The sequence below is a fragment of the Ginsengibacter hankyongi genome, assembly GCF_008710285.1.
GTDB classification, from domain to species: Bacteria; Bacteroidota; Bacteroidia; order Chitinophagales; family Chitinophagaceae; genus Ginsengibacter; species Ginsengibacter hankyongi.
The window spans coordinates 2,089,917-2,108,118 of the sequence record NZ_VYQF01000001.1 but is presented as its reverse complement, the minus strand read 5'-3'; the positions used below and the strand labels follow the sequence as shown (position 1 = coordinate 2,108,118).

The following is an 18,202-nucleotide window of genomic DNA, read 5'->3' as shown; positions in this document are numbered from 1 at the left end:
TTTGTCGACAGGTACCCGTTACTGTTATATATATATTCAAATACATAATTATCCGAATGCACAGGATCGGCAAGATCAGATTTAGTAGCAAAGCGGACAACCCGTTTATTGGCATTTTTTTCTTATAGAAGCTGGAATTTAAAATTCCAGCATGTTGATTCAAGGGAAATCCTATTCTGCAATCGTAGAACTTATTTTTATGGCCACTATTCACCAATGACTGCTATTCAAGTTGCCTGCTTCTTTTTCAAAACATTTTCATAAGCACTGTTCAGTGCATCGAGTATTACGGGCCGTTCAGCTTTTTTTAGTTCAAAAGTAGTCCAGCCTTGTAGGCCCCACTTATTAGGAACAGGATAAATGGATTCGTCTATAGAACTGAATGCTTTTTGCTCTTCCGGAGTCAGCAGCATATTTACGGATTCACTTTTTTCATGCAGTGTGACAAAAATTCTTTTGCCGGTTATTTTAAATGCGGTCCTCTCAAAATGCGGCTGGGAAACCGTCCCGGGGAATGATAAGGCCATTTCTTCAAATTCTCCTGGAGTCATAAAGTATATGATGAGGTGTTAGATTCTTAAATATAAGAAATGTATTCTTTCGTGTAAAAATTACTGCGGCAGCGGGAGCAGGCATTTTTAATTTAGCTGCTGTGCGTATGTTTTGCTTTGCCAACTTCCATGAACAGATAATTGTTTCGTGTGCCAACCAAGGCTGAGTTTACAAAGCTGGGGATGTAAAGTAATCTTGCCGAAAACCCGGTATACCTGTCATCAATACAAAAGAAGCGCGCTTATACAATAATTATTTACCTCACTCCGTTATTCCATATGTACATAAAAAGTTAGTTTTTGAATTAAAAAAATGAAAGCCGGATTAACATCCGGTTTTTTGTTTTTAATGATGCAGCTACCTGTCCTGTTAGCACCAGCGCCCACCGGAATGATTTTGTGCAAATTTTTCGAAAATCGTTTACCCCCCTGCTATCTGAAGTAACCTTATAATTAAAAGAGCCACTGTCCGTACGTCTGTGACTACGGACATTATTGTCAATTATAAACGGCGATTTATTTCCTTCCAATAACGAATAAAATATTTTTAACGCTACTATAAGACCTTAACAAGGCGAATGAAGGCCCTTTAGCGAGAAAAAAAATGCAAAAAAAATTGCTGGATTCACAGAATCTTAAGTCAAAATAATTTATACCAGGTAAACAGTTTATGCAGTGCAAAGGTTGTTAAATGTTTATGAACGACCTAAATAACATCAACGCATAAACGAAACGAGTAAAAGGGAGAGAACGGTTCTGACATTTGCAAACCCCTTTGGAATCGGGTTTCCTTTTTAATGATTTCCCGGGCGACCTGTTTTTTATTAAGGCTTTAAAAACTTCCAGGTTTTTTAGGCTATTTAATGAAGCACAACTCGTGTTAAAGATGGGCGTTATTTTTTGTTTTTATAACCCCACTGGCCTCGCGGGTTTGAGATAGAAACAAGGATTACGGTCACTAAATATTATTTAAGGACTTGTATATGTCAACACACTTCTGCGAACAGAAATAATAGCGTTCTTTTTTATACTCCAGTTGAAGAGCGTCCGCAGGTGATTTGATAAGCATATGACATACTGGATCGATCACATACTTTTTAGTCATGAATTCAATACAGCAGGACATGTGAAATAATTCCACGGGTTTCATTACATTTTTGAGTACATGCATACCCTTTCGCTCCACAATATAGGGGTGGCCTTCCGGCAATTGATTTAAAAATTCGGCTGAACAAAATATCTGGCCTTTCTCTGCTACCGATGCGATCCTTGATGCAGTATTGATGGTGCTCCCATAATAATCACCATCTTTTTTTACGATAGGTCCATAATGTAAGCCGGCATGCAGTGGTAAAAATTGATTCTGATCCTGGGCCTGTTCAAAAAGAAAGATGGCAGTATAGGCAAGGTCTTCAGCTGAGTCTGCTACTATCACCATTTCGTCACCTACCCGCTGGTGTAAATGGCTGCTGCCCACCAATGATTTATTTACAAGAGAAAGGTATTTATCAATAATGCCGGCCGCGGAATCAGCTCCATGTACCTCGGTCATGGCGGTATAGCCAGAAAGATCAGCCATCATTATTGCTATGTTTGTTTCCATATTTTAAAATACAAAAGGTTCACAACGCAAGTGTCTTTATTTCCTCACTTTTTACCGTCTTCATTTCCTGGCTCTATTCCCTTGGGTACGTAAATTCATATAACAAAAGTAATTTTTCTTTTCAGCAAAGTCGGCCTGTGATATAATTTAATGATTCGCTTTAAAAAACAAAGAAATATTTTTTTAAGCGTACGCGCCGGGAAGTAAAATGCTGGGTTCACAGGTCAAATTTTAGCCAATGTCGGTGTTCACTGAGCCAGTTGTGTCGGCGGCCGCTGTGCAACTTCCAAAAACTTCTTTTCAAATCGTTTGTCCCTCTCAGCTATGTAATAAAGTTTTTAATAACAACATGCCACCATACATTAAAACACCAGCCAGAAAACAAAAAATATAAACGTTGCGGTAATTCCCGGAAGGCACTGATATCATGCCTCTGAAAAACCTGCTAATACAGTAATCGCTTATGCAGCTTTATACAATGGATTTATTCTGTGAAAATTCGATAGTAAATGCAGTGCCTTCACCAGGTTTACTTATCACACTAATACTTCCCTCCAGCAATTCAACATATTTCTTTACAATACTTAGCCCCAGGCCTGTGCCCTTTATATTTTCTGCGTTCCCGGCCCGGAAGAATTCGGTGAACAATTTTTGTTGGTCCTCCTGTGAAATTCCAATACCATTATCTTTTACAGTGATGGATACCATATCATCAGCAACAGATGAAATAACCTGGATCTCTTTTTCCCGGGGAGAATATTTGATGGCATTGGAAAGCAGATTTAATATTATATTTTTCAGTATTTTTTGTGATTGCTCAATGATTTCCCTGCCATGGTGATAATATTTAACCTGCTGGTTCTTTTCATTCGCCATTGCCGCCATTTCTTCCCCTACCTTCTTTAAAAATCCGGGTAAATTAAAGACGATGCTTTCCGGTTGGATAATACCTTTCGTCAACATTTCGTGCAGGAGAAAATCATCAAGGATGCCACTAAGATTTTTTACAGAAGAGAAAATATTATCTACCGCCTTTAACCTTTCTTCTTCGGCTTCCGGTTCGTTGGCCATCCCGATTAAAGAGGCGTTTAAAAGAATAATAGATAAAGGAGTGCGAAACTCATGGGATGCCATATAAACAAAACGTGATTTCATTTCACCTAATTCTTTTTCACGCCTGATCGATTCGGTAAGTTCTAAAGTTCGTTCCTTTACTTTGGCCTCCAGTATTTCCCGGGAGCGTATTTGTTTCGAAATGTCTATTATTAAGGATTGCGCTAAACTTTTATCAGCATTTAATTTAATATACATATCGGCCCAAAAGTGGGTGCCATCTAATTTTTTCATTTCTATCACCCTGTTTCTTATTTCGCCCTTTTCTGCCAGCGTTTCTAAGTTTTTTTTTCTCTCTTCAAGGTTTATGAAATGAGCTGATGGATCATAATTATTTAAAAAATCGGTTGGTGATTTGTATCCGAAAAGCTGTGAGCAAACTTCATTAACCCTAATTGTTTTTAATAACCGCATATCTGTGGTTACCATTGGTACCATAGTGTTTTCATAAATATCCCGGTACTTTTCTTCACTGGCTTTAAGCTCCTCAATACCGCGTTTACGTTCTGTAATGTCCGACCGGATGGCAAGGTATTTAAATGGCTTTCCATGTTCGTCGAGAAAAGGAACAATGGTAGTATCCACCCAATAGAAAGTTCCGTCTTTTGCTTTATTTTTTATTTCGCCTTTCCATATATTACCCTTTGCAATAGTTACCCAAAGATTTCGAATAAACTCTTTTGAATGATAGCCTGAGTTGATGATACGGTGATCCTGTCCTATCAACTCATCTTTTGTGTATTTTGAAATTCTGCAGAAGTTTTCATTAACGTGTTGTATAATTCCTTTTTGATCGGTTATAGCTACAATATTGGATACATCTAATGCATATTTATAATCAACGCCATCTTTATTTATACTTCCTGGTTGTGCTCTGCTCTTCATTGCTTCCTGTTACATTTCCCGGTTAAGAATTTTGTATTGCATCCGGACGATTGCATAATTCTGTTTCCTTTTCAAACCGCCATATATGTAAATCGTCAATTGCCTTCTCCCTGGCAGTATTGTAATAAATATATTGGTCAGAAGGGTGAATAACTATGAGGAAGGTCAAAACTATGAGTGATCTGCATCATCCCTGCTAACGGGGACAGGGGAACACCTGCAAGGGGTAGAAATCTTAAAAGCCATTCCAGGAGTGATGGCATTATAGACGTGATAGAAAATAAAAAAACATTCAAAAATTTATCTCAACATTTAACAGGTTAAAACATACATTATCATCCCGGGCGCCTGCGGTAATGTATGGGAATTTAGAAATGAATGTTGCTTAAAAGAGATATTAGTTTCCCGTTTCTATGCAGCATACTTCATATAATTACTTTCTCTTTTTTCCTGCTTACCTGAGATTTCAGGATATTATATAATGAAGCCAAAACAAAAATAATCCCCAATACAGTTACAATGGAAGAGCCCGCCGGGAAGTCGTAATGGAATGAAAAACTCAATCCAAAAAAGCTTGCCAGTATGCTAAGAATACATGCCACTATTATTACAACTATTTTATTTTTTGAAATCAATATAGCCGAGACAGCCGGAATAATAAGGAAAGAAAAAACAGGTATTACCCCATTCACTTTTACTGCAAATACAATTGCCAAACCAATGGACATATAGAAAAGAAAATTCCAGACATTAAAAATGCCTACCAGGTGATTTTCCCCGTTTTCAAATGATTCAGTTAATGCAAAAAATTTACGAAAGAAAATTAAATGCACCAATGCAATAGAGCCGAAAACAATAGCAATCAATGATATCTGCTGCCAGCTTATTGATAATAAATTTCCGAATAATACTTCCTGTATGTCAGAATCGCCATGCGGTGTTTTTGAAATAAGTAACACAGTAAGAGCGGATGAAAATGCATAGAGTATTCCGATGATTGCCTCCTGCTTCAGTCTCTTGTCGTGTATATTAATGAACGACATAAGAAGCGCACCCACTAAGGTAAATATCAGTGGAATTGAAGTAAGGCCGGTGCCGATAAAAGCCCCGAAAGCCACGCCCAATGATGAAATCTGCCCGAGTGCGAGGTCAACAAATACAATTCCCCGCCCTACAACATGTACGCCCAGGTAAGATAATAAAATGCCTGTTATCATGGCAGCTGTAAAAGCCTGTACCATAAATGGCAATTGAAACATATCAAACATAATCTACCAAATTTAATTTATAAATATTATTTAAGCACTGCGCTCAGCTGCTTAATATCATAATCAAATAAGTCAAAATAATTTTTTATTGATGGGAATGCGCCTACTGAAGTGGCCATTGTTAAAACTTTAATTCCGGTTTGCTTTGCTACAACATCAGATGATGAAGTGGAAAAATAAGGCGATGAAATAATCACTTTTATATTGTTGGCTTTCACTTCTCCAATTACTTTTACTAACTGCGAGGGCGTTGGCGGTATGCCCGGCTTAGGTTCCATAAAGTCAACGATCTTCAGTCCGAAACGGGTTTCAAAATAAACCCATTCATTATGGTAGGCAATTACTTTTGATCCTTTAAACGGAGCCATTTCAGCCTGCCATTCCCTCATCTTTATATCTATATTATTAAAGAAGGCCTGCAGGTTATTTTCATACATCGCTTTATCTGAAGGGTCAATTCTTTCCAGTCCGTTTGCTATATTCCTTGCAATTACCTTTCCATTCAGCGGATCGAGCCAGTAATGTGGGTTTCCAAAAATATGAATATCTCCTTCTCCCCTGTTTGCAGAGGTGGGAACCTGGTACAAACCTATACCCTGGGAGGCATCTACATATCCTGCTGAACCTTTCTGAATTTTTGTATTCCTTGAACTTGCTAATAATTGGGGAGACCAGCCAATTTCAAGATCAAGCCCTAAAGTCACAAACATATCGGCATTACTAAGGTTGATAATATAGCTTGGCTTGGGATCTACAAAGTGAGGATTCTGGTATCCCGTTGCAATAGAAGAAACCGATACTTTATTGCCGCCAATTAATTCAGTAATGCTTTTCAGGTCGGTGGTAGTAGTTACTACTTTAATCGTGCCTGCATTGGCAAATGCGAAACCCCAAAATAAAAGGGAAATACTTATGACTAATCTTTTTTTCATCTTGTTGATTTTATCTTTAAAATAATTTTTTTTAATATTGATGTGCGCCATGTGCGCCAATTACAAATATCCACCGCAACCATGCCTGGTAAAACCGCGCCTGGATATTATCATCGGTTGTTTTTGCTTCCAGCTCAATTTTAGAGAACTCTGTAGCGTACCATCCTGCTGTTAATGAATATGCCTGTTCCCTTATTGATTTATTATAAGGTTTTTGCGCATAATCATACCTTGCTGTTAAAAACCATCTTTGTGCCAGTTGGTATTGAAAAAAGGAATATAAGCCAAATGAATTAATGGTATTGCCCGGCGCATTATGATTATTACTATAATAAAATTCACTTTGCCATGTTACGGAATGGTACGTATTCAATTGAACTGGTTTCCATTTGTAAGTTAAATCGCCGGCAGCAATATTCGTGGTTCTGGAAGAATCGTTTGGTCCGGAAATTCCTGTAAGGCCTAATTCTAATGTAGCATTATCACTAAGGGTAAAGAAATTTTTAAGATGGGCGAGATATACCAAATGATTTCCTTCACTACGGGTAAAAGCCGGGGATTCGGAAAATCCTGATGTGGTTTGGAATATAAGTTCCTGGTAAAATGCTTTAGTAGGCATCAGCCAGCTAAGCGATGCACCTTCATCATTCAGTCCCTCCTCGCCAAATAAATTCACATAGGCATTTGGTAAATCAATAAAAGGAAGTGCATGTGGATGTGTTGGATTTATTCTGCCCACCGCTTCCCTGAATTTTCCCACCTTCAGTTGCAGTTTTGCAGGCAAAGAAAGCGTGGTAAGGTATCCTTCTTCCACTGCAGCGCCATATTTGCCTGTTAGCGGATCTCTTCCAAACGTAAGAAAAAAATCTGCACGTATATAAGGATCCACAACTGCCTGCAACGAAACTTCTGTTTCATTTAAATACATATCAAAGTTCTTTTTAGCCCGGCTTACATAAGAAGACTGAAAATCTCCAATAACGCCTATATCAGGATTGAAGGTAAGGCTGGAACGTGTTTGCGTAGGAGCCGGTTGTTCAGTTGCACTGGCCTGCATTTGCTGTTCCACCTGTTTCAGTAATACAGAATCTGTTGAAGTGCTGTCTGCAGGAACCTGGGCAAAAGATATAATGCTGATAAAAAGAGCAGGGAGAAAAAAAAGATTAACTACTATTAATTTCATACTTGTTTTTATAGTTTCATTTTTATACTTGAGTAAGAATACCTTTAGCTGGTTAATGCAGAATGCGGTTTTCCCAAAGGTATTGAATAGTGTGATTGAAAAACCTGATTGCAGGTTAGTTATATTTTTTTACAAACATGTGTCTTTTTAATGTAAAGAAATGAAGATTAAATTATTGCAATATTTATTTACGTTGTTATAAAATAATAACGGGGTGGCTTATACGATTTTTTTTAGCTGAACCCGGCCAACGTCGGTGTTCCCTTTCGTTTACAAGCTCACACTGACCGCACAAGGCAGCCAGCGCCTGGTCTCCGACCTGCGCCCGTTAACGAAGCAATGACATCTGTAATTTTGGATATTGCTGCATGGCCCAAAACGAAAGGCAGCATAAAGATGAACCCCTGTTTGCGTCGGCGTCCGCTGTGCAACTTCCAAAAACTTCTTTTCAAATCGTTTGTCCCTCTCAGTTATGTAATAAAGTTTTTAATAACAACATTCCACAATACATTAAAACAGAAGCGGGAAACAAAAAATATACACGGCTGTAATTCCGGGTGGGTTCTGTTCCTTTCTGTCTCCATTTTTCAATAAAACTTACTTTTTGCAGAGCAGTTAAGGCAAAGTATTCCTAAGGCTGGAAATATAAAAGCCATAATAAAAAGAAGAACAAATTTCAAAGGCATTATTATATCATCAGTATTGTCCAGCCGGGACAACAAATGGCTGTTAAAAGACCGGGCGCTGTGAAAGTGGTATTATCCTGCTGTAAAAGATATAAATTCTTCCTGTATTTTGACGCCTGGAGACCGTTGAAACCAGCGATGTTAATTTGTGGCAAAGCGTTTGGAAGACTTATTTAAAACATAGTTATGAAAAAAACAATTATCGCTGCCGTTCTAACATTCCTACTAATGTCATGTGGCAATAATACCAGCTCCAATAGTAAAACCTCTGACAGTACTTCAATAAATTCTGCCTTTGACAGCTCCAGTTCTATGCCCGGCAGCGGAGCCCCCTCCGCAGGCTCAACCGGCACAACCGGTACTGGTACTGTATCAGACTCAGGAAATGCGGCCCATCCCGGTTCAGACACCATGCACATGCACAATAAAATGAAGGATTCTTCTATGAAAAAGAAATAAAGGATATTTTGTTACGGCAGGTTTTCCGTTTATAATCTCTAAAGTAAAAAATAACCTTCCCGGAAACTCTGCCTTCCCAGGTGTTCCCCTTTGTTTCACAATGCCGTAAGGGCAGGCTTGTGTGAATTACCGGAAGATTACCATTGGCAACCCCTGCTATCTGAAGTGATCTTATAATTAAAAGAACTGATGTCCGTACGTCTGTTACTACGGACATTATTGTTAATTATTATACCTTACTTTATTTCTTTACTTACTACTCCGTCTTTCTTCTTATCATAAACACCGGTATTCCCTTTTTCCCACGTCTTCATTAATTTTTTTACGAGCGCCGGATGTGCTGCTGCAACATTATCATTTTCGAACGGGTCTTTTTTATGATCATACACTTCTATCGTAGGTTCTTCTGCCCTGAAATATTTTGTGAGGCGATACCGTGTAGTCCTTACTGTTATCCCATTGTTAAAATAGCTGTAAGCTGTGTTTCCCCAATCTTTCATATTTGGTTTTTTTAATAACCGGGTAAAACTTGTCCCATCCGTTTTATGAGGCATTTCAATTCCGCATAATTCCATCAAGGTTGGGTATATATCCACAGAACTTATTACTTTATTGCATGTAGAGCCGATTTTCATACCCGGGGCTTTCACTATTAAAACACTTCTTAAAGCCCAATCAAAAAGTGTATGTTTACCCCAAACCAAGTCGTCGCCGAGATGCCATCCATGATCACTCCATAGAATTACAATGGTATTCTTGTCTAATCCCAATTGCTTTAATTCACCCAGCACTTTTCCAACCTGGGCATCCGAATAACTGGCAGCAGCAAAATAGGCATGTTTTAATTTTCGTGCATAGTCATCAGAAACTGGCCTTTCCAAAGAAGCCTTTTCATCTCCAAGCTTATATTGATTAAACTCACCACTTTCATGCAAACTTTTTTTGTTGACATTTTTGGGTATTCCCGGTGAAGGCGTTAAAGGTATTTTTGATTCGTCATATAAATCCCAATATTTTTTAGGCGAATTGAAAGGGAGGTGTGGCTTAAAAAAACCTACCGCAAGAAAGAAGGGTTGATCTTTCTTCGCTAATTCCTGCATTTTTTTTACGGCCAGGTCAGCGCTCAATCCGTCCGGGTAGCCGTCATCACCCACTTCACCTTTCTCATATGGTTTTACCTGGGCCTTAAGAGTATTTCGGTTGGTACCGTTGGCATAAGCAAAAAATGCATTCCAGCCATCTCCCCATTTGCCTGGATTTAACAGCATTTCATCCCAACTGTAAGGCAATTCCAGTTGGTTACTTCTTGGCGCCAGATACGGATATACATATCCATCGGGAGAATGGCTTATTTTACCAATCCCCACCGTATAATAACCATGGCGCCTCAGGTTATCTATGAATGTTTCCGGGATATTCGTTTTTGGCATTTTGGAAAGGGTTCCCTCAGAGGCACCATTATCCAATTCTACTTTTTTTCGTGGAAGCATTCCTGTTAAAAGACTGTTACGGGATGCACCACAGGTAGGCACAGTAACAAACTGATTTGTGAAAACACATCCCTGTGACTCCAGTGCGTCTATATTCGGTGATTTAATAAGAGGATAGCCAAAGCCCTTTATATCAAAAGGCCGCAAATCATCTACCATAATAAATAACACATTGGGGGAGTGAGAGGATGATGATTGGGTAAAAGCGCCAAAACACACAAATGACAAAAAAATAACGAGCATTACTGATTTTATTAATGTCATAATAAAGGTTCCTCTGATTGGTTTAATATATATTGAATTTAGTTTTTATTATGGTATAAACGGTTATATTGATCCCGAAGATCTTTCGACACATTTGGATCGTATATTTCTTTACTAAAGAGTGTATCATAATGAGATAAATATTGTCGCATACTTTCATTATTTTTCTTCATTAGCTCCTTATAATCCGGATTGTAATAAGGATTAATTGCAGGCATTTTAGCACCTGCTTGCTTTTTCCAAAGGTTCAATAAGTGTAACATATCAGCAGTTCTTCCTGGTAATGTATAAGATAGATCACGTCGTTCTTCAATATCTGCACGCAGGTTATATAACTCAACATGATTGTCTTCATAGAACTGTACTAGTTTCCAATTATTTTCCCGAATGGCGGCACCGGGGCCACCTCCCTGGTTACTATAATGTGGGTAATGCCAGTAGATAGCTGGTTGGTCAATGCTCTTTTTACCTTCCAGCAGAGGTGCCAGGCTTACTCCATCCTTATGTTGTTCAGGCATCAAAGGCATCCCTGCCATCTGCAAAAATGTAGGATAAAAATCAGTATTGACAACAGGAAAATCAGATATCGACCCACCTTTTGTCACGCCCGGCCATTTGATAATTAATGGAACTCTTATACCGCCTTCATAGTTCCACCCCTTGCCATAACGTAACGGGTAGTTTGATGTTGGTGACCCTTCCGATGTGGACAAGCCTCCGTTATCGGATGAAAATACTATAATGGTGTTTTTTTCTATACCCAGTTGCTTCAATAATTTTAAAATACGGCCAACATTTTCGTCAACACTATAAAGCAGGGCCGCATAAACTGGGTTAGCCTGTACAATTCGTTCTTGAAAGCCTGATTCGTCCTTCATCCATGCGGCATCTTTCACAAATTGCTGCATGGTATCCAGTCCAAGATGATGCGCTTTCTCTTTAAATTTAGTTATATATTCCTGTTTAGCTTCTATGGGCTGATGAACTGCATAAAAGGATATGTCTACAAAGAAAGGGAGACCCTTTGACGTTTTTTCTTTTATAAAACTAATCGCTTCGTTAGTCAAACGATCTGTAAGGAATTCACCTTTTGGACCGTCACTCAGCCTCGGATTGTGATAGGGGCTAAAATACCCACCCATGCCATAAGCTTTTGGATTACCTGCTGCCCAACCGCCTTTATTTACATCAAAACCTTCTTGTTCAGGCCAATATCTTTCCGTAAGCCCCAAATGCCATTTACCGGCAAAAAAAGTAGCATATCCTGCATTTTTTAATGACTGGGCAATAGTAACCTCAGAAGAATCCATTTGAAAAGCAAAAGCGGGGGGCAATAGCTTATCATAAGGCATTGGTCCTCCGGATTGCCTGCCGGTAATCCAGTCGGTAATACCGGTATGAACAGGATATTGCCCGGTCATAATGCTGGAACGGGACGGAGAACATACATTGCAACTGGCATAGGCATCCGTAAAAAGCATGCCTTCGGATGCCAGCTTATCCAGGTTAGGTGTTTCATCAAATGTACTTCCATAAACACCCAAGTCTCTCCACCCCAGGTCATCGGTCAAAACAAAGATAATATTAGGCCTGGATTGTCTTGCTTTTTGTTGTGCAGATAATACCAATGGGCAAAACAGGTACAAAAAACCGACCAAGAGAAAAATTAGCGCATTTTTGTTCTTTGTCATAAAGCACAATTAAATTATTAGTGATGAAATAATAGGTAAGTTATTAAATAAAGTCTATAGAGTATCGATCGTTCAATAGCCGGGATTTTGTGAAATGCTGCCCCGGAATTAGCATCTATAATATTTTGCGGAATAGGTAATAAATTATTAAAGGTTTGGATGGCCGGGGCAGAAACCGAATTGTACTTTTTTACCCTGTTGTACTATAACCCCAACCTTGCCAGCGTCAACCAACGAGGCTCTTCTACCATTAACTCACGTGCTCTCTCATCCAAAATATAGGCAATATTTACATTGCCAGGCGCCACCGGGTCAGCATTTGCCCTGGCTCTCACCACATTAACATCAGCAGCTGCGTTTACTATATCGCCTTTATCCAAATATGCCTCAGCACGCAATAAGTAAGTTTCTGCCAATCTTATGGCGTAAATATCAGTATACAATCTGCATACAAAAAAAGCCGGTTTATAAAATAATTATTAACTCACTTCGTTATTCAATATGAAACATAGATAGAATAAGTTTGGTTAAAAAATGGAAGCCGGATTAACATCCGGTTTTTTATTTTTAAGATGCAGGTACTCTTCCTGTTAGCACCAGCACCCACCGGAATGACTTTGTGCAAACTTTTCAAAATCGTTTACCCCTCTCAGTTATGTAATAGAGTTTTTAATAGCAAAACTCCACAATTTGTTCGCGACTGAAAAAATTGCTGTTACAATTACTGACGCTTCGGGACGAACAATCCAAACATCAATATTGAAAGTGAATGCAGGGAAATCTATTGTTCGTTTAAACCTTGATAAATTGCCGTCAGGGGCTTATTATTTGAATGCAAAATTTAATAAGGGAAAAGAAACTATTTTGTTTATGAAAAAACAGGAGACAGTACGTCTACCCATATCAGTTATGTAATAAAGTCTTTAATAGCTAAATTTCCCAATACAACCAACCAGCAGCAGGGCAATTTACTGTTTGCCGAGTTCGATAACTGTCCCACATTTTCCATAACTTCATTACTACATTTTACAAAAACACTTCTCATGCGAAACAGGAACGGGGGCATTATCTACTTTATACTGGGCATCTATGCGGTGCTGGTAAGCTGGTATTACAATCATTCCATCATACTGGCCATTGTTCATTACATCATCTGGCCCATCTACCTTATATGGGAGATACTTCATGGTCGCCTGGCCCATGGCATGTGGAAAACCATCCCGGAATCGTATTTTAAATAGGATCCATAATTTCAAAATAGAAAATGCACAGGAGAATTTTACACATTTTCCCGCGCCGTATACTGAAATAGTGTACCCGTTAGAGTTATCCCAGATTGCTACCAGGCTATCCCACCAAGATCGAAATTCTCTTCCGCAAACCGGCACGGAACCACGAACTCCGTAAAATTTTACTTTCACTTTGTTCAATTTTTATTAAAATTCTAAAAAAGAATTGAGACTTGCTGTTGCGAATTTTTTACTTGTGCTATTTAAACTTTACTGTTTATTCAATGTCTTTGTTTTTGCATAAAAACTATTGTAACAGGGTTGTAAAATATCTATTTACTATATAACTGGCAACAATAAACGCAAAATATTAAAGTTAATCACTTCTATTTACTATTTATGAGAAAATCTTATCTGCCTGTAATGCTGTTAATAATGAGTTTCTTTTCATTTCAAGGATTGACAGCCCAGGAAAATGACGAAAATGCAACAACTGCAAATTCCCATTGGCAGGCGGGCATAAACTATCTTAGTAATGATGTTTACCTGGGAAGAAAAGATTCAATGAACCTTCCTTACATTACTCCGGCTATAGGTTATTATCATAAATCGGGTTTATTTGTAAGCGGTTCTTTGTCGTACTCCAGCAGCGCCGCCCAAAGCCAGTTAGATCTTTTTGAATTGGTGGCGGGCTATACTTTCACCTCTAATAAACTTGATGGAGAAATCTCTTTCTCCAAGGATTTTTACAATAGTAAAAGTTATGGTGTAAAGTCTGAAACGAAAGGCAGCCTGGATGGTTCTCTTTCTTACGACTTTGGATTTGTAAAACCAACGATAGAGACAGGCATTTCTTTTAATAAGCGACCTGATTACAGTGTGGCATTTGGATTGGAGCATTCTTTTTATGCCGCAGATAATAAGCTTGAGATAGCTCCCTCTTTTTTATTAAATGCCAGCACACAAAACTATTATAGCTCGTATTACTCTAAAAGAAAATATGCGCTAAAGCGAAAAAAAGGAAATACCACGGGAGGCGCCACTATTACGGCGTACCTGCCCAATGCCGGTGAGTTCAAAATAATGGATTATGAATTTAGCATACCTGTTAATTATACAGCCGGTGATTTCACCTTTAATTTTACACCCACTTTTGCAGCGCCAACAAATCCTGCTATTGTAGTGCTTACCGTAAAGCCGGTTGCGGGCAATAGCTATACAAAAACATTTACTGAAAAAATAAGCGATGTATTTTATTGGTCGGCCGGAGTAAGCTATAATTTTTAACCAGGGTATCAGGAACAGGGAGGGCAGGTATACGGTTGATTAAAAAAAATTAATGAGATCCTTTAAACCCCGGTGTTAAATTTCAATCATAATAATCTTCTTTTTAACCATTAATATTTTAAAAACAAACACAAACCAAAAAAAAGTAAAAAATGAAAAAAGTAATTTTAACGCTGTTAGTAGCCATTTTTGCAGCAGGAGCATTTGCACAAACTACTACCCCGAAGACTGACAAGAAACAAGACATGAAGGATTTAAGAAAGGATGACAGGGAGGTTCGCCACGACAAACGCTTAAGAAACTATGAACTAAAACATGGTGATAAAGCGGAAGCTAAAGCGGAAACCAAAGATATAAAAGCAGATAGAAAAGACATGGCCGGTGATGTTAAAGACTTAAAACACGATGGTGTAAAACATCCAATGAAGCGTGCCAACAATCAAATTCACAGGCAAAACGCCCGTCATCATTAATAAATATCGCTTATCTCTTTTATTACTGGCTGCCCCGAAACAGGCAGCCTTTTTTATTTAAACATTGCGGAGCCTCATTCCCTGTTCTTCCCCTTTTTGCGCCGGTATATGCTGTGTGGCTTTATAAAAACTTTTTCAAAATTGTCTATCCCGTGCTTGCGCTTCAATGAAGTCGACCTGCAGGAATCACAGGTTCGTGCCAGGAGGTAACTATTGTGGGTAACCGCCCGTTATTCTGTTATTTTTTATTTCCTCCGTTGCTTTTGTGTTAAATGTATGTTGTGAAAACCCCGACGCGACACCAACTTTTCGGAAACCCCGACGCAGAATACACCATTAACTTTAATAAAACCTGCTCTTTCAACCCATGCAATTTTATAAATCCATATCATCAATGTCTCTCAAAATTATAGTGTACCCGTTACAGTTAGACGTGGAGTAGAGAGGCTACCCCACTAAAACCTCCATACCTTCTTTGGCAAATAAAGAGTTGGGAAAAACTTTTTGGCATTCCTGTTCAAGGCCGTCCAGGAAATCATCGTTGTGGTCAGGATCGTGATGGGTAATGATGAGCTTTTTCACATGCGCAAGCCGGGCTACTTCGGCAGCCTGCTCCCACGTGCTGTGGCCCCATCCTTTAAATACGCCATTGTTTTCCGCCGTGGTATATTGCCCGTCGTGTATCAGCAGGTCGGCACCTTTGGCAAAGTCTACAATACTGGCGTCTATGCCGTTTACATGCTCCAGGTCGGTACACACCACCAGCGAAACGCCTTCATCATCCAGCCTGAATCCGTAGGACCCGCCGTGGTATTTATGGAATTGCGGGATGGATTTTACGTGGGCGCCGAAAATAGTCTCCTTATCGCCGTAAGCATAAAACTCAAACCGGGCGCCCATGGTATCCATTTGTATCGGAAAATATTCTTCCTGCATCTGCTTGGAAAAGATGCCCTTAATATCGTGCACTTTTCCCTTCCTGCCCATGGCGAGTATGCCGATCCGCTGATCAGGATTGTAGGCCGGAGCGAAAAATGGAAATCCCTGGATGTGGTCCCAGTGGAAGTGAGAGAAAACAATGTTGATGATATTTTGGGTAACGCCGTCGCGGATCAGTTCCTTGCCCAGCATGCGGATACCGGTTCCCGCATCGAGTATGGCAACCCGGTTGGCTTCTTCACGAAGGATCCTGATACAGGTGGTATTACCCCCGTAGCGCTGAAATTCTTTTCCGCAAACGGGAATAGAACCACGAACTCCGTAAAATTTTACTTTCACTTTGTTCAATTTTTATTAAAGTTCTAAAAAAGAATTGACACTTACTATAGCGGAATTTTTTACCGGTGCTATTCCCCAAAATTTGTTTTATGAAAATGATTTCAATTATCCTGCCACGAACAGTTGCCCGCATTATTTAACGTTATGATGGATAAGAAAAATCTTCGGATAGCCGGGAACGATAGCCGGGCGTTATAGTAAAGATCAGGCTTATTTAAGCTAACAGGAAGTGATCGAATATTCTTAAATGATCAATTAGCGGATACGTCCTTTTCTGAATATTTTTTTATCCATAACTGGTATTCAGCCGGAGACATCCTACTTAATTTATTTAATAAGAAATCAGTAATCGCCCATATCTTCTCATCCTGATGGGTAGGTCCGAAAGCGGGCATGCTTGTCATTTTAATTCCGTTTTTAATAATCCAGAATGCCTCGGCAGTATCAGGTAAATCGTCGGACTTATAGAATTTGGGAGGCTTGGGGTAGAGGCCCTTGGCTAAATCCCCCGGATCGACACCCGGGCCGCCATGGCAGCTTACGCACATCTCGTTGTAATGGCTAAATCCCTCTACCAGCATAGCCGAATCATTCATCGGTGGCACTTGTATATTTTTAAGTCTCTTGTCGATCGAATTATGCGTGGTAATATTGATCGCCCATTTTGTGATTGCATTATGCGGCACCAACTGGCTTACGTTATAACTTCCTGAATAAATATATATTGTAAATACTGCAGCTATAACAACCAAAGTGATGATTACCGTAAGGATTATTTTTTTCATGGCTAAAGATTTCACAACGAATATAGTTTAATGAACAAATAAAAACTACAGGTTGGGATCTTATTCCCGGGTCATAGATGTAATGTACACATGAAGCATGCCGGGCGCTTTGTCATGTTTTAGCCATTATCTATTCAACGGGAGCTATTGACAGGAATAATTTTTAATTACTTAATTATTGTCATAAATTTATAGACAATCCAGCCTTAGGGAATTCTGTTTCCATCTTTTATATTTTCAAACCTTAAATCTTCTCCAATGAAGCAGTTTAAATTTTTATCATCAGCCATTGTCATGCTGATGCTGTTTTCCTGTAATTCCGGGGGCAACAAATCAACCACTACCAGTACGGATTCGACCATGAAGGACTCGACCACTATTGTGACGCCGCCTCCGCCATCAACTCCTGCTCCGCCCGCCATTACTATGTTAATAAAACATAAAGTCGCGAACTTTGCCAAATGGTTCCCGGGCTACGAAGCCCACGATTCTGCAAGAGCTGCCAGCGGACTACACAATTTTGTGGTGGCCAGGGGTCTTAAAGACAGCAACATGGTGATGGTGGCTTTGCATGTGGATGATACAGCCAAAGCAAAACAATTTGCCATGTCGCCCGGGCTAATGGAAGCTATGAAAAAAGCTGGTGTAATTGGCAAGCCAACGGTTTATTACACAATAAACAGATTTCACGACAGCACGACCGATGCCTCTACTGAAAGGGCGATAGTTAATTTCAAAGTAAAGGACTACGACTTCTTTAAAGGTGTATTTGATGGCGATAAGCAGGATAGAATGAATGCAGGAATTACCGATAGGGCTATTGGCCAGTATATAGGCGATCCTCATATGGTATCATTGGTTTTTGCTATAGCAGATATGAAGAAGGCAGAAGATTTTATGCATACAAAACAACTGAAGCATAGAATGGACTCAGCGGGTATAGTAGGGCCGCCGGATATTTTCTTTTATCATGTAGTAAAGCAATATCAATAAGCTAAAAGGATATAATGTAAGCTATCGTTACC

17 protein-coding genes and 1 pseudogene are annotated in these 18,202 nt (G+C 39.2%); 6 read left to right on the top strand and 12 right to left on the bottom strand.

What is annotated here, in order from left to right:
* Nucleotides 1-227: 227 nt before the first annotated feature.
* The 3 genes from FW778_RS08905 to FW778_RS08895 all read right to left on the bottom strand — a co-directional run bounded on the left by FW778_RS08905 (nt 228) and on the right by FW778_RS08895 (nt 4,152).
* Entirely contained in the window at nt 228-551 is a 324-nt protein-coding gene (locus FW778_RS08905) for an MmcQ/YjbR family DNA-binding protein (protein ID WP_150414247.1), read from the bottom strand.
* Nucleotides 552-1,509: 958 nt separating this feature from the next.
* Complete coding sequence (locus FW778_RS08900; protein ID WP_150414246.1) at nt 1,510-2,154, bottom strand: YHS domain-containing protein; 645 nt, start codon at nt 2,152-2,154, stop codon at nt 1,510-1,512.
* Between the two features lie 471 nt (nt 2,155-2,625).
* Complete coding sequence (locus FW778_RS08895; RefSeq protein ID WP_150414245.1) at nt 2,626-4,152, bottom strand: sensor histidine kinase; 1,527 nt, start codon at nt 4,150-4,152, stop codon at nt 2,626-2,628.
* A gap of 177 nt (nt 4,153-4,329) precedes the next feature.
* Between FW778_RS08895 and FW778_RS23075 the strand changes: the two genes are divergently transcribed.
* Nucleotides 4,330-4,476, top strand: a complete 147-nt coding sequence (locus FW778_RS23075) for a hypothetical protein (protein ID WP_202552126.1) — start codon at nt 4,330-4,332, stop codon at nt 4,474-4,476.
* Between the two features lie 101 nt (nt 4,477-4,577).
* On the opposite strand, the gene FW778_RS08890 is transcribed toward FW778_RS23075, so the two are convergent.
* The 3 genes from FW778_RS08890 to FW778_RS08880 are packed head-to-tail and all read right to left on the bottom strand — an operon-like array spanning nt 4,578 to nt 7,535.
* Nucleotides 4,578-5,420: a metal ABC transporter permease gene (locus FW778_RS08890; RefSeq protein ID WP_150414244.1), complete on the bottom strand. Its 843-nt coding sequence runs from the start codon at nt 5,418-5,420 to the stop codon at nt 4,578-4,580.
* 26 nt (nt 5,421-5,446) lie between these two features.
* Nucleotides 5,447-6,352: a metal ABC transporter substrate-binding protein gene (locus tag FW778_RS08885; RefSeq protein ID WP_202552125.1), complete on the bottom strand. Its 906-nt coding sequence runs from the start codon at nt 6,350-6,352 to the stop codon at nt 5,447-5,449.
* A 31-nt stretch (nt 6,353-6,383) separates the two neighbouring features.
* Complete coding sequence (locus FW778_RS08880) at nt 6,384-7,535, bottom strand: hypothetical protein (protein ID WP_150414242.1); 1,152 nt, start codon at nt 7,533-7,535, stop codon at nt 6,384-6,386.
* An 872-nt stretch (nt 7,536-8,407) separates the two neighbouring features.
* On the opposite strand from FW778_RS08880, the gene FW778_RS08875 reads away from it, so the two are divergent.
* Nucleotides 8,408-8,680, top strand: a complete 273-nt coding sequence (locus tag FW778_RS08875) for a hypothetical protein (protein ID WP_150414241.1) — start codon at nt 8,408-8,410, stop codon at nt 8,678-8,680.
* Between the two features lie 236 nt (nt 8,681-8,916).
* Here the strand turns inward: FW778_RS08875 and FW778_RS08870 are convergent, their stop codons facing one another.
* From FW778_RS08870 to FW778_RS23070, 3 genes are all read right to left on the bottom strand, one after another.
* Entirely contained in the window at nt 8,917-10,413 is a 1,497-nt protein-coding gene (locus FW778_RS08870) for a sulfatase (RefSeq protein ID WP_150414240.1), read from the bottom strand.
* Between the two features lie 59 nt (nt 10,414-10,472).
* Complete coding sequence (locus FW778_RS08865; protein ID WP_150414239.1) at nt 10,473-12,125, bottom strand: sulfatase; 1,653 nt, start codon at nt 12,123-12,125, stop codon at nt 10,473-10,475.
* Nucleotides 12,126-12,328: 203 nt separating this feature from the next.
* On the bottom strand, nt 12,329-12,568 hold the full coding sequence (locus FW778_RS23070) for a RagB/SusD family nutrient uptake outer membrane protein (protein WP_262714405.1): 240 nt from the start codon (nt 12,566-12,568) through the stop codon (nt 12,329-12,331).
* Nucleotides 12,569-12,779: 211 nt separating this feature from the next.
* Here FW778_RS23070 and FW778_RS08855 point away from each other — a divergent pair.
* A pseudogene (locus tag FW778_RS08855) lies at nt 12,780-13,040 on the top strand (T9SS type A sorting domain-containing protein); the annotation flags it as partial.
* A gap of 104 nt (nt 13,041-13,144) precedes the next feature.
* Here FW778_RS08855 and FW778_RS23065 read toward each other — a convergent pair.
* The gene (locus FW778_RS23065; RefSeq protein ID WP_202552122.1) at nt 13,145-13,546 is read right to left on the bottom strand and encodes a hypothetical protein; all 402 of its coding nucleotides are present in this window, start codon (nt 13,544-13,546) and stop codon (nt 13,145-13,147) included.
* A 207-nt stretch (nt 13,547-13,753) separates the two neighbouring features.
* On the opposite strand from FW778_RS23065, the gene FW778_RS08845 reads away from it, so the two are divergent.
* The gene (locus tag FW778_RS08845) at nt 13,754-14,641 is read left to right on the top strand and encodes a hypothetical protein (RefSeq protein WP_150414236.1); all 888 of its coding nucleotides are present in this window, start codon (nt 13,754-13,756) and stop codon (nt 14,639-14,641) included.
* A gap of 152 nt (nt 14,642-14,793) precedes the next feature.
* A complete protein-coding gene (locus FW778_RS08840; RefSeq protein WP_150414235.1) occupies nt 14,794-15,114 on the top strand; it encodes a hypothetical protein in 321 nt (106 codons plus the stop codon).
* Nucleotides 15,115-15,561: 447 nt separating this feature from the next.
* Here the strand turns inward: FW778_RS08840 and FW778_RS08835 are convergent, their stop codons facing one another.
* Nucleotides 15,562-16,245, bottom strand: coding sequence for an MBL fold metallo-hydrolase (locus FW778_RS08835; RefSeq protein ID WP_235906177.1), 684 nt, complete (start codon nt 16,243-16,245; stop codon nt 15,562-15,564).
* Nucleotides 16,246-16,643: 398 nt separating this feature from the next.
* On the bottom strand, nt 16,644-17,177 hold the full coding sequence (locus FW778_RS08830; protein WP_150414233.1) for a c-type cytochrome: 534 nt from the start codon (nt 17,175-17,177) through the stop codon (nt 16,644-16,646).
* 258 nt (nt 17,178-17,435) lie between these two features.
* Here FW778_RS08830 and FW778_RS08825 point away from each other — a divergent pair, with 258 nt between their 5' ends.
* The gene (locus FW778_RS08825) at nt 17,436-18,170 is read left to right on the top strand and encodes a hypothetical protein (RefSeq protein WP_150414232.1); all 735 of its coding nucleotides are present in this window, start codon (nt 17,436-17,438) and stop codon (nt 18,168-18,170) included.
* The last annotated feature ends 32 nt before the right edge of the window (nt 18,171-18,202 follow it).

Bases quoted from the DNA above. Each gene is read 5' to 3' on its own strand.
- FW778_RS08890 (WP_150414244.1), bottom strand. From the start codon at position 5,420: ATGTTTGATATGTTTCAATTGCCATTTATGGTACAGGCTTTTACAGCT.
- FW778_RS08830 (WP_150414233.1), bottom strand. From the start codon at position 17,177: ATGAAAAAAATAATCCTTACGGTAATCATCACTTTGGTTGTTATAGCT.
- FW778_RS08835 (WP_235906177.1), bottom strand. From the start codon at position 16,245: ATGCTGGGCAAGGAACTGATCCGCGACGGCGTTACCCAAAATATCATC.
- FW778_RS08865 (WP_150414239.1), bottom strand. From the start codon at position 12,125: ATGACAAAGAACAAAAATGCGCTAATTTTTCTCTTGGTCGGTTTTTTG.
- FW778_RS08870 (WP_150414240.1), bottom strand. From the start codon at position 10,413: ATGCTCGTTATTTTTTTGTCATTTGTGTGTTTTGGCGCTTTTACCCAA.
- FW778_RS08875 (WP_150414241.1), top strand. From the start codon at position 8,408: ATGAAAAAAACAATTATCGCTGCCGTTCTAACATTCCTACTAATGTCA.
- FW778_RS08905 (WP_150414247.1), bottom strand. From the start codon at position 551: ATGACTCCAGGAGAATTTGAAGAAATGGCCTTATCATTCCCCGGGACG.
- FW778_RS08825 (WP_150414232.1), top strand. From the start codon at position 17,436: ATGAAGCAGTTTAAATTTTTATCATCAGCCATTGTCATGCTGATGCTG.
- FW778_RS08885 (WP_202552125.1), bottom strand. From the start codon at position 6,352: ATGAAAAAAAGATTAGTCATAAGTATTTCCCTTTTATTTTGGGGTTTC.
- FW778_RS08845 (WP_150414236.1), top strand. From the start codon at position 13,754: ATGAGAAAATCTTATCTGCCTGTAATGCTGTTAATAATGAGTTTCTTT.
- FW778_RS08900 (WP_150414246.1), bottom strand. From the start codon at position 2,154: ATGGAAACAAACATAGCAATAATGATGGCTGATCTTTCTGGCTATACC.
- FW778_RS08840 (WP_150414235.1), top strand. From the start codon at position 14,794: ATGAAAAAAGTAATTTTAACGCTGTTAGTAGCCATTTTTGCAGCAGGA.
- FW778_RS08895 (WP_150414245.1), bottom strand. From the start codon at position 4,152: ATGAAGAGCAGAGCACAACCAGGAAGTATAAATAAAGATGGCGTTGAT.
- FW778_RS08880 (WP_150414242.1), bottom strand. From the start codon at position 7,535: ATGAAATTAATAGTAGTTAATCTTTTTTTTCTCCCTGCTCTTTTTATC.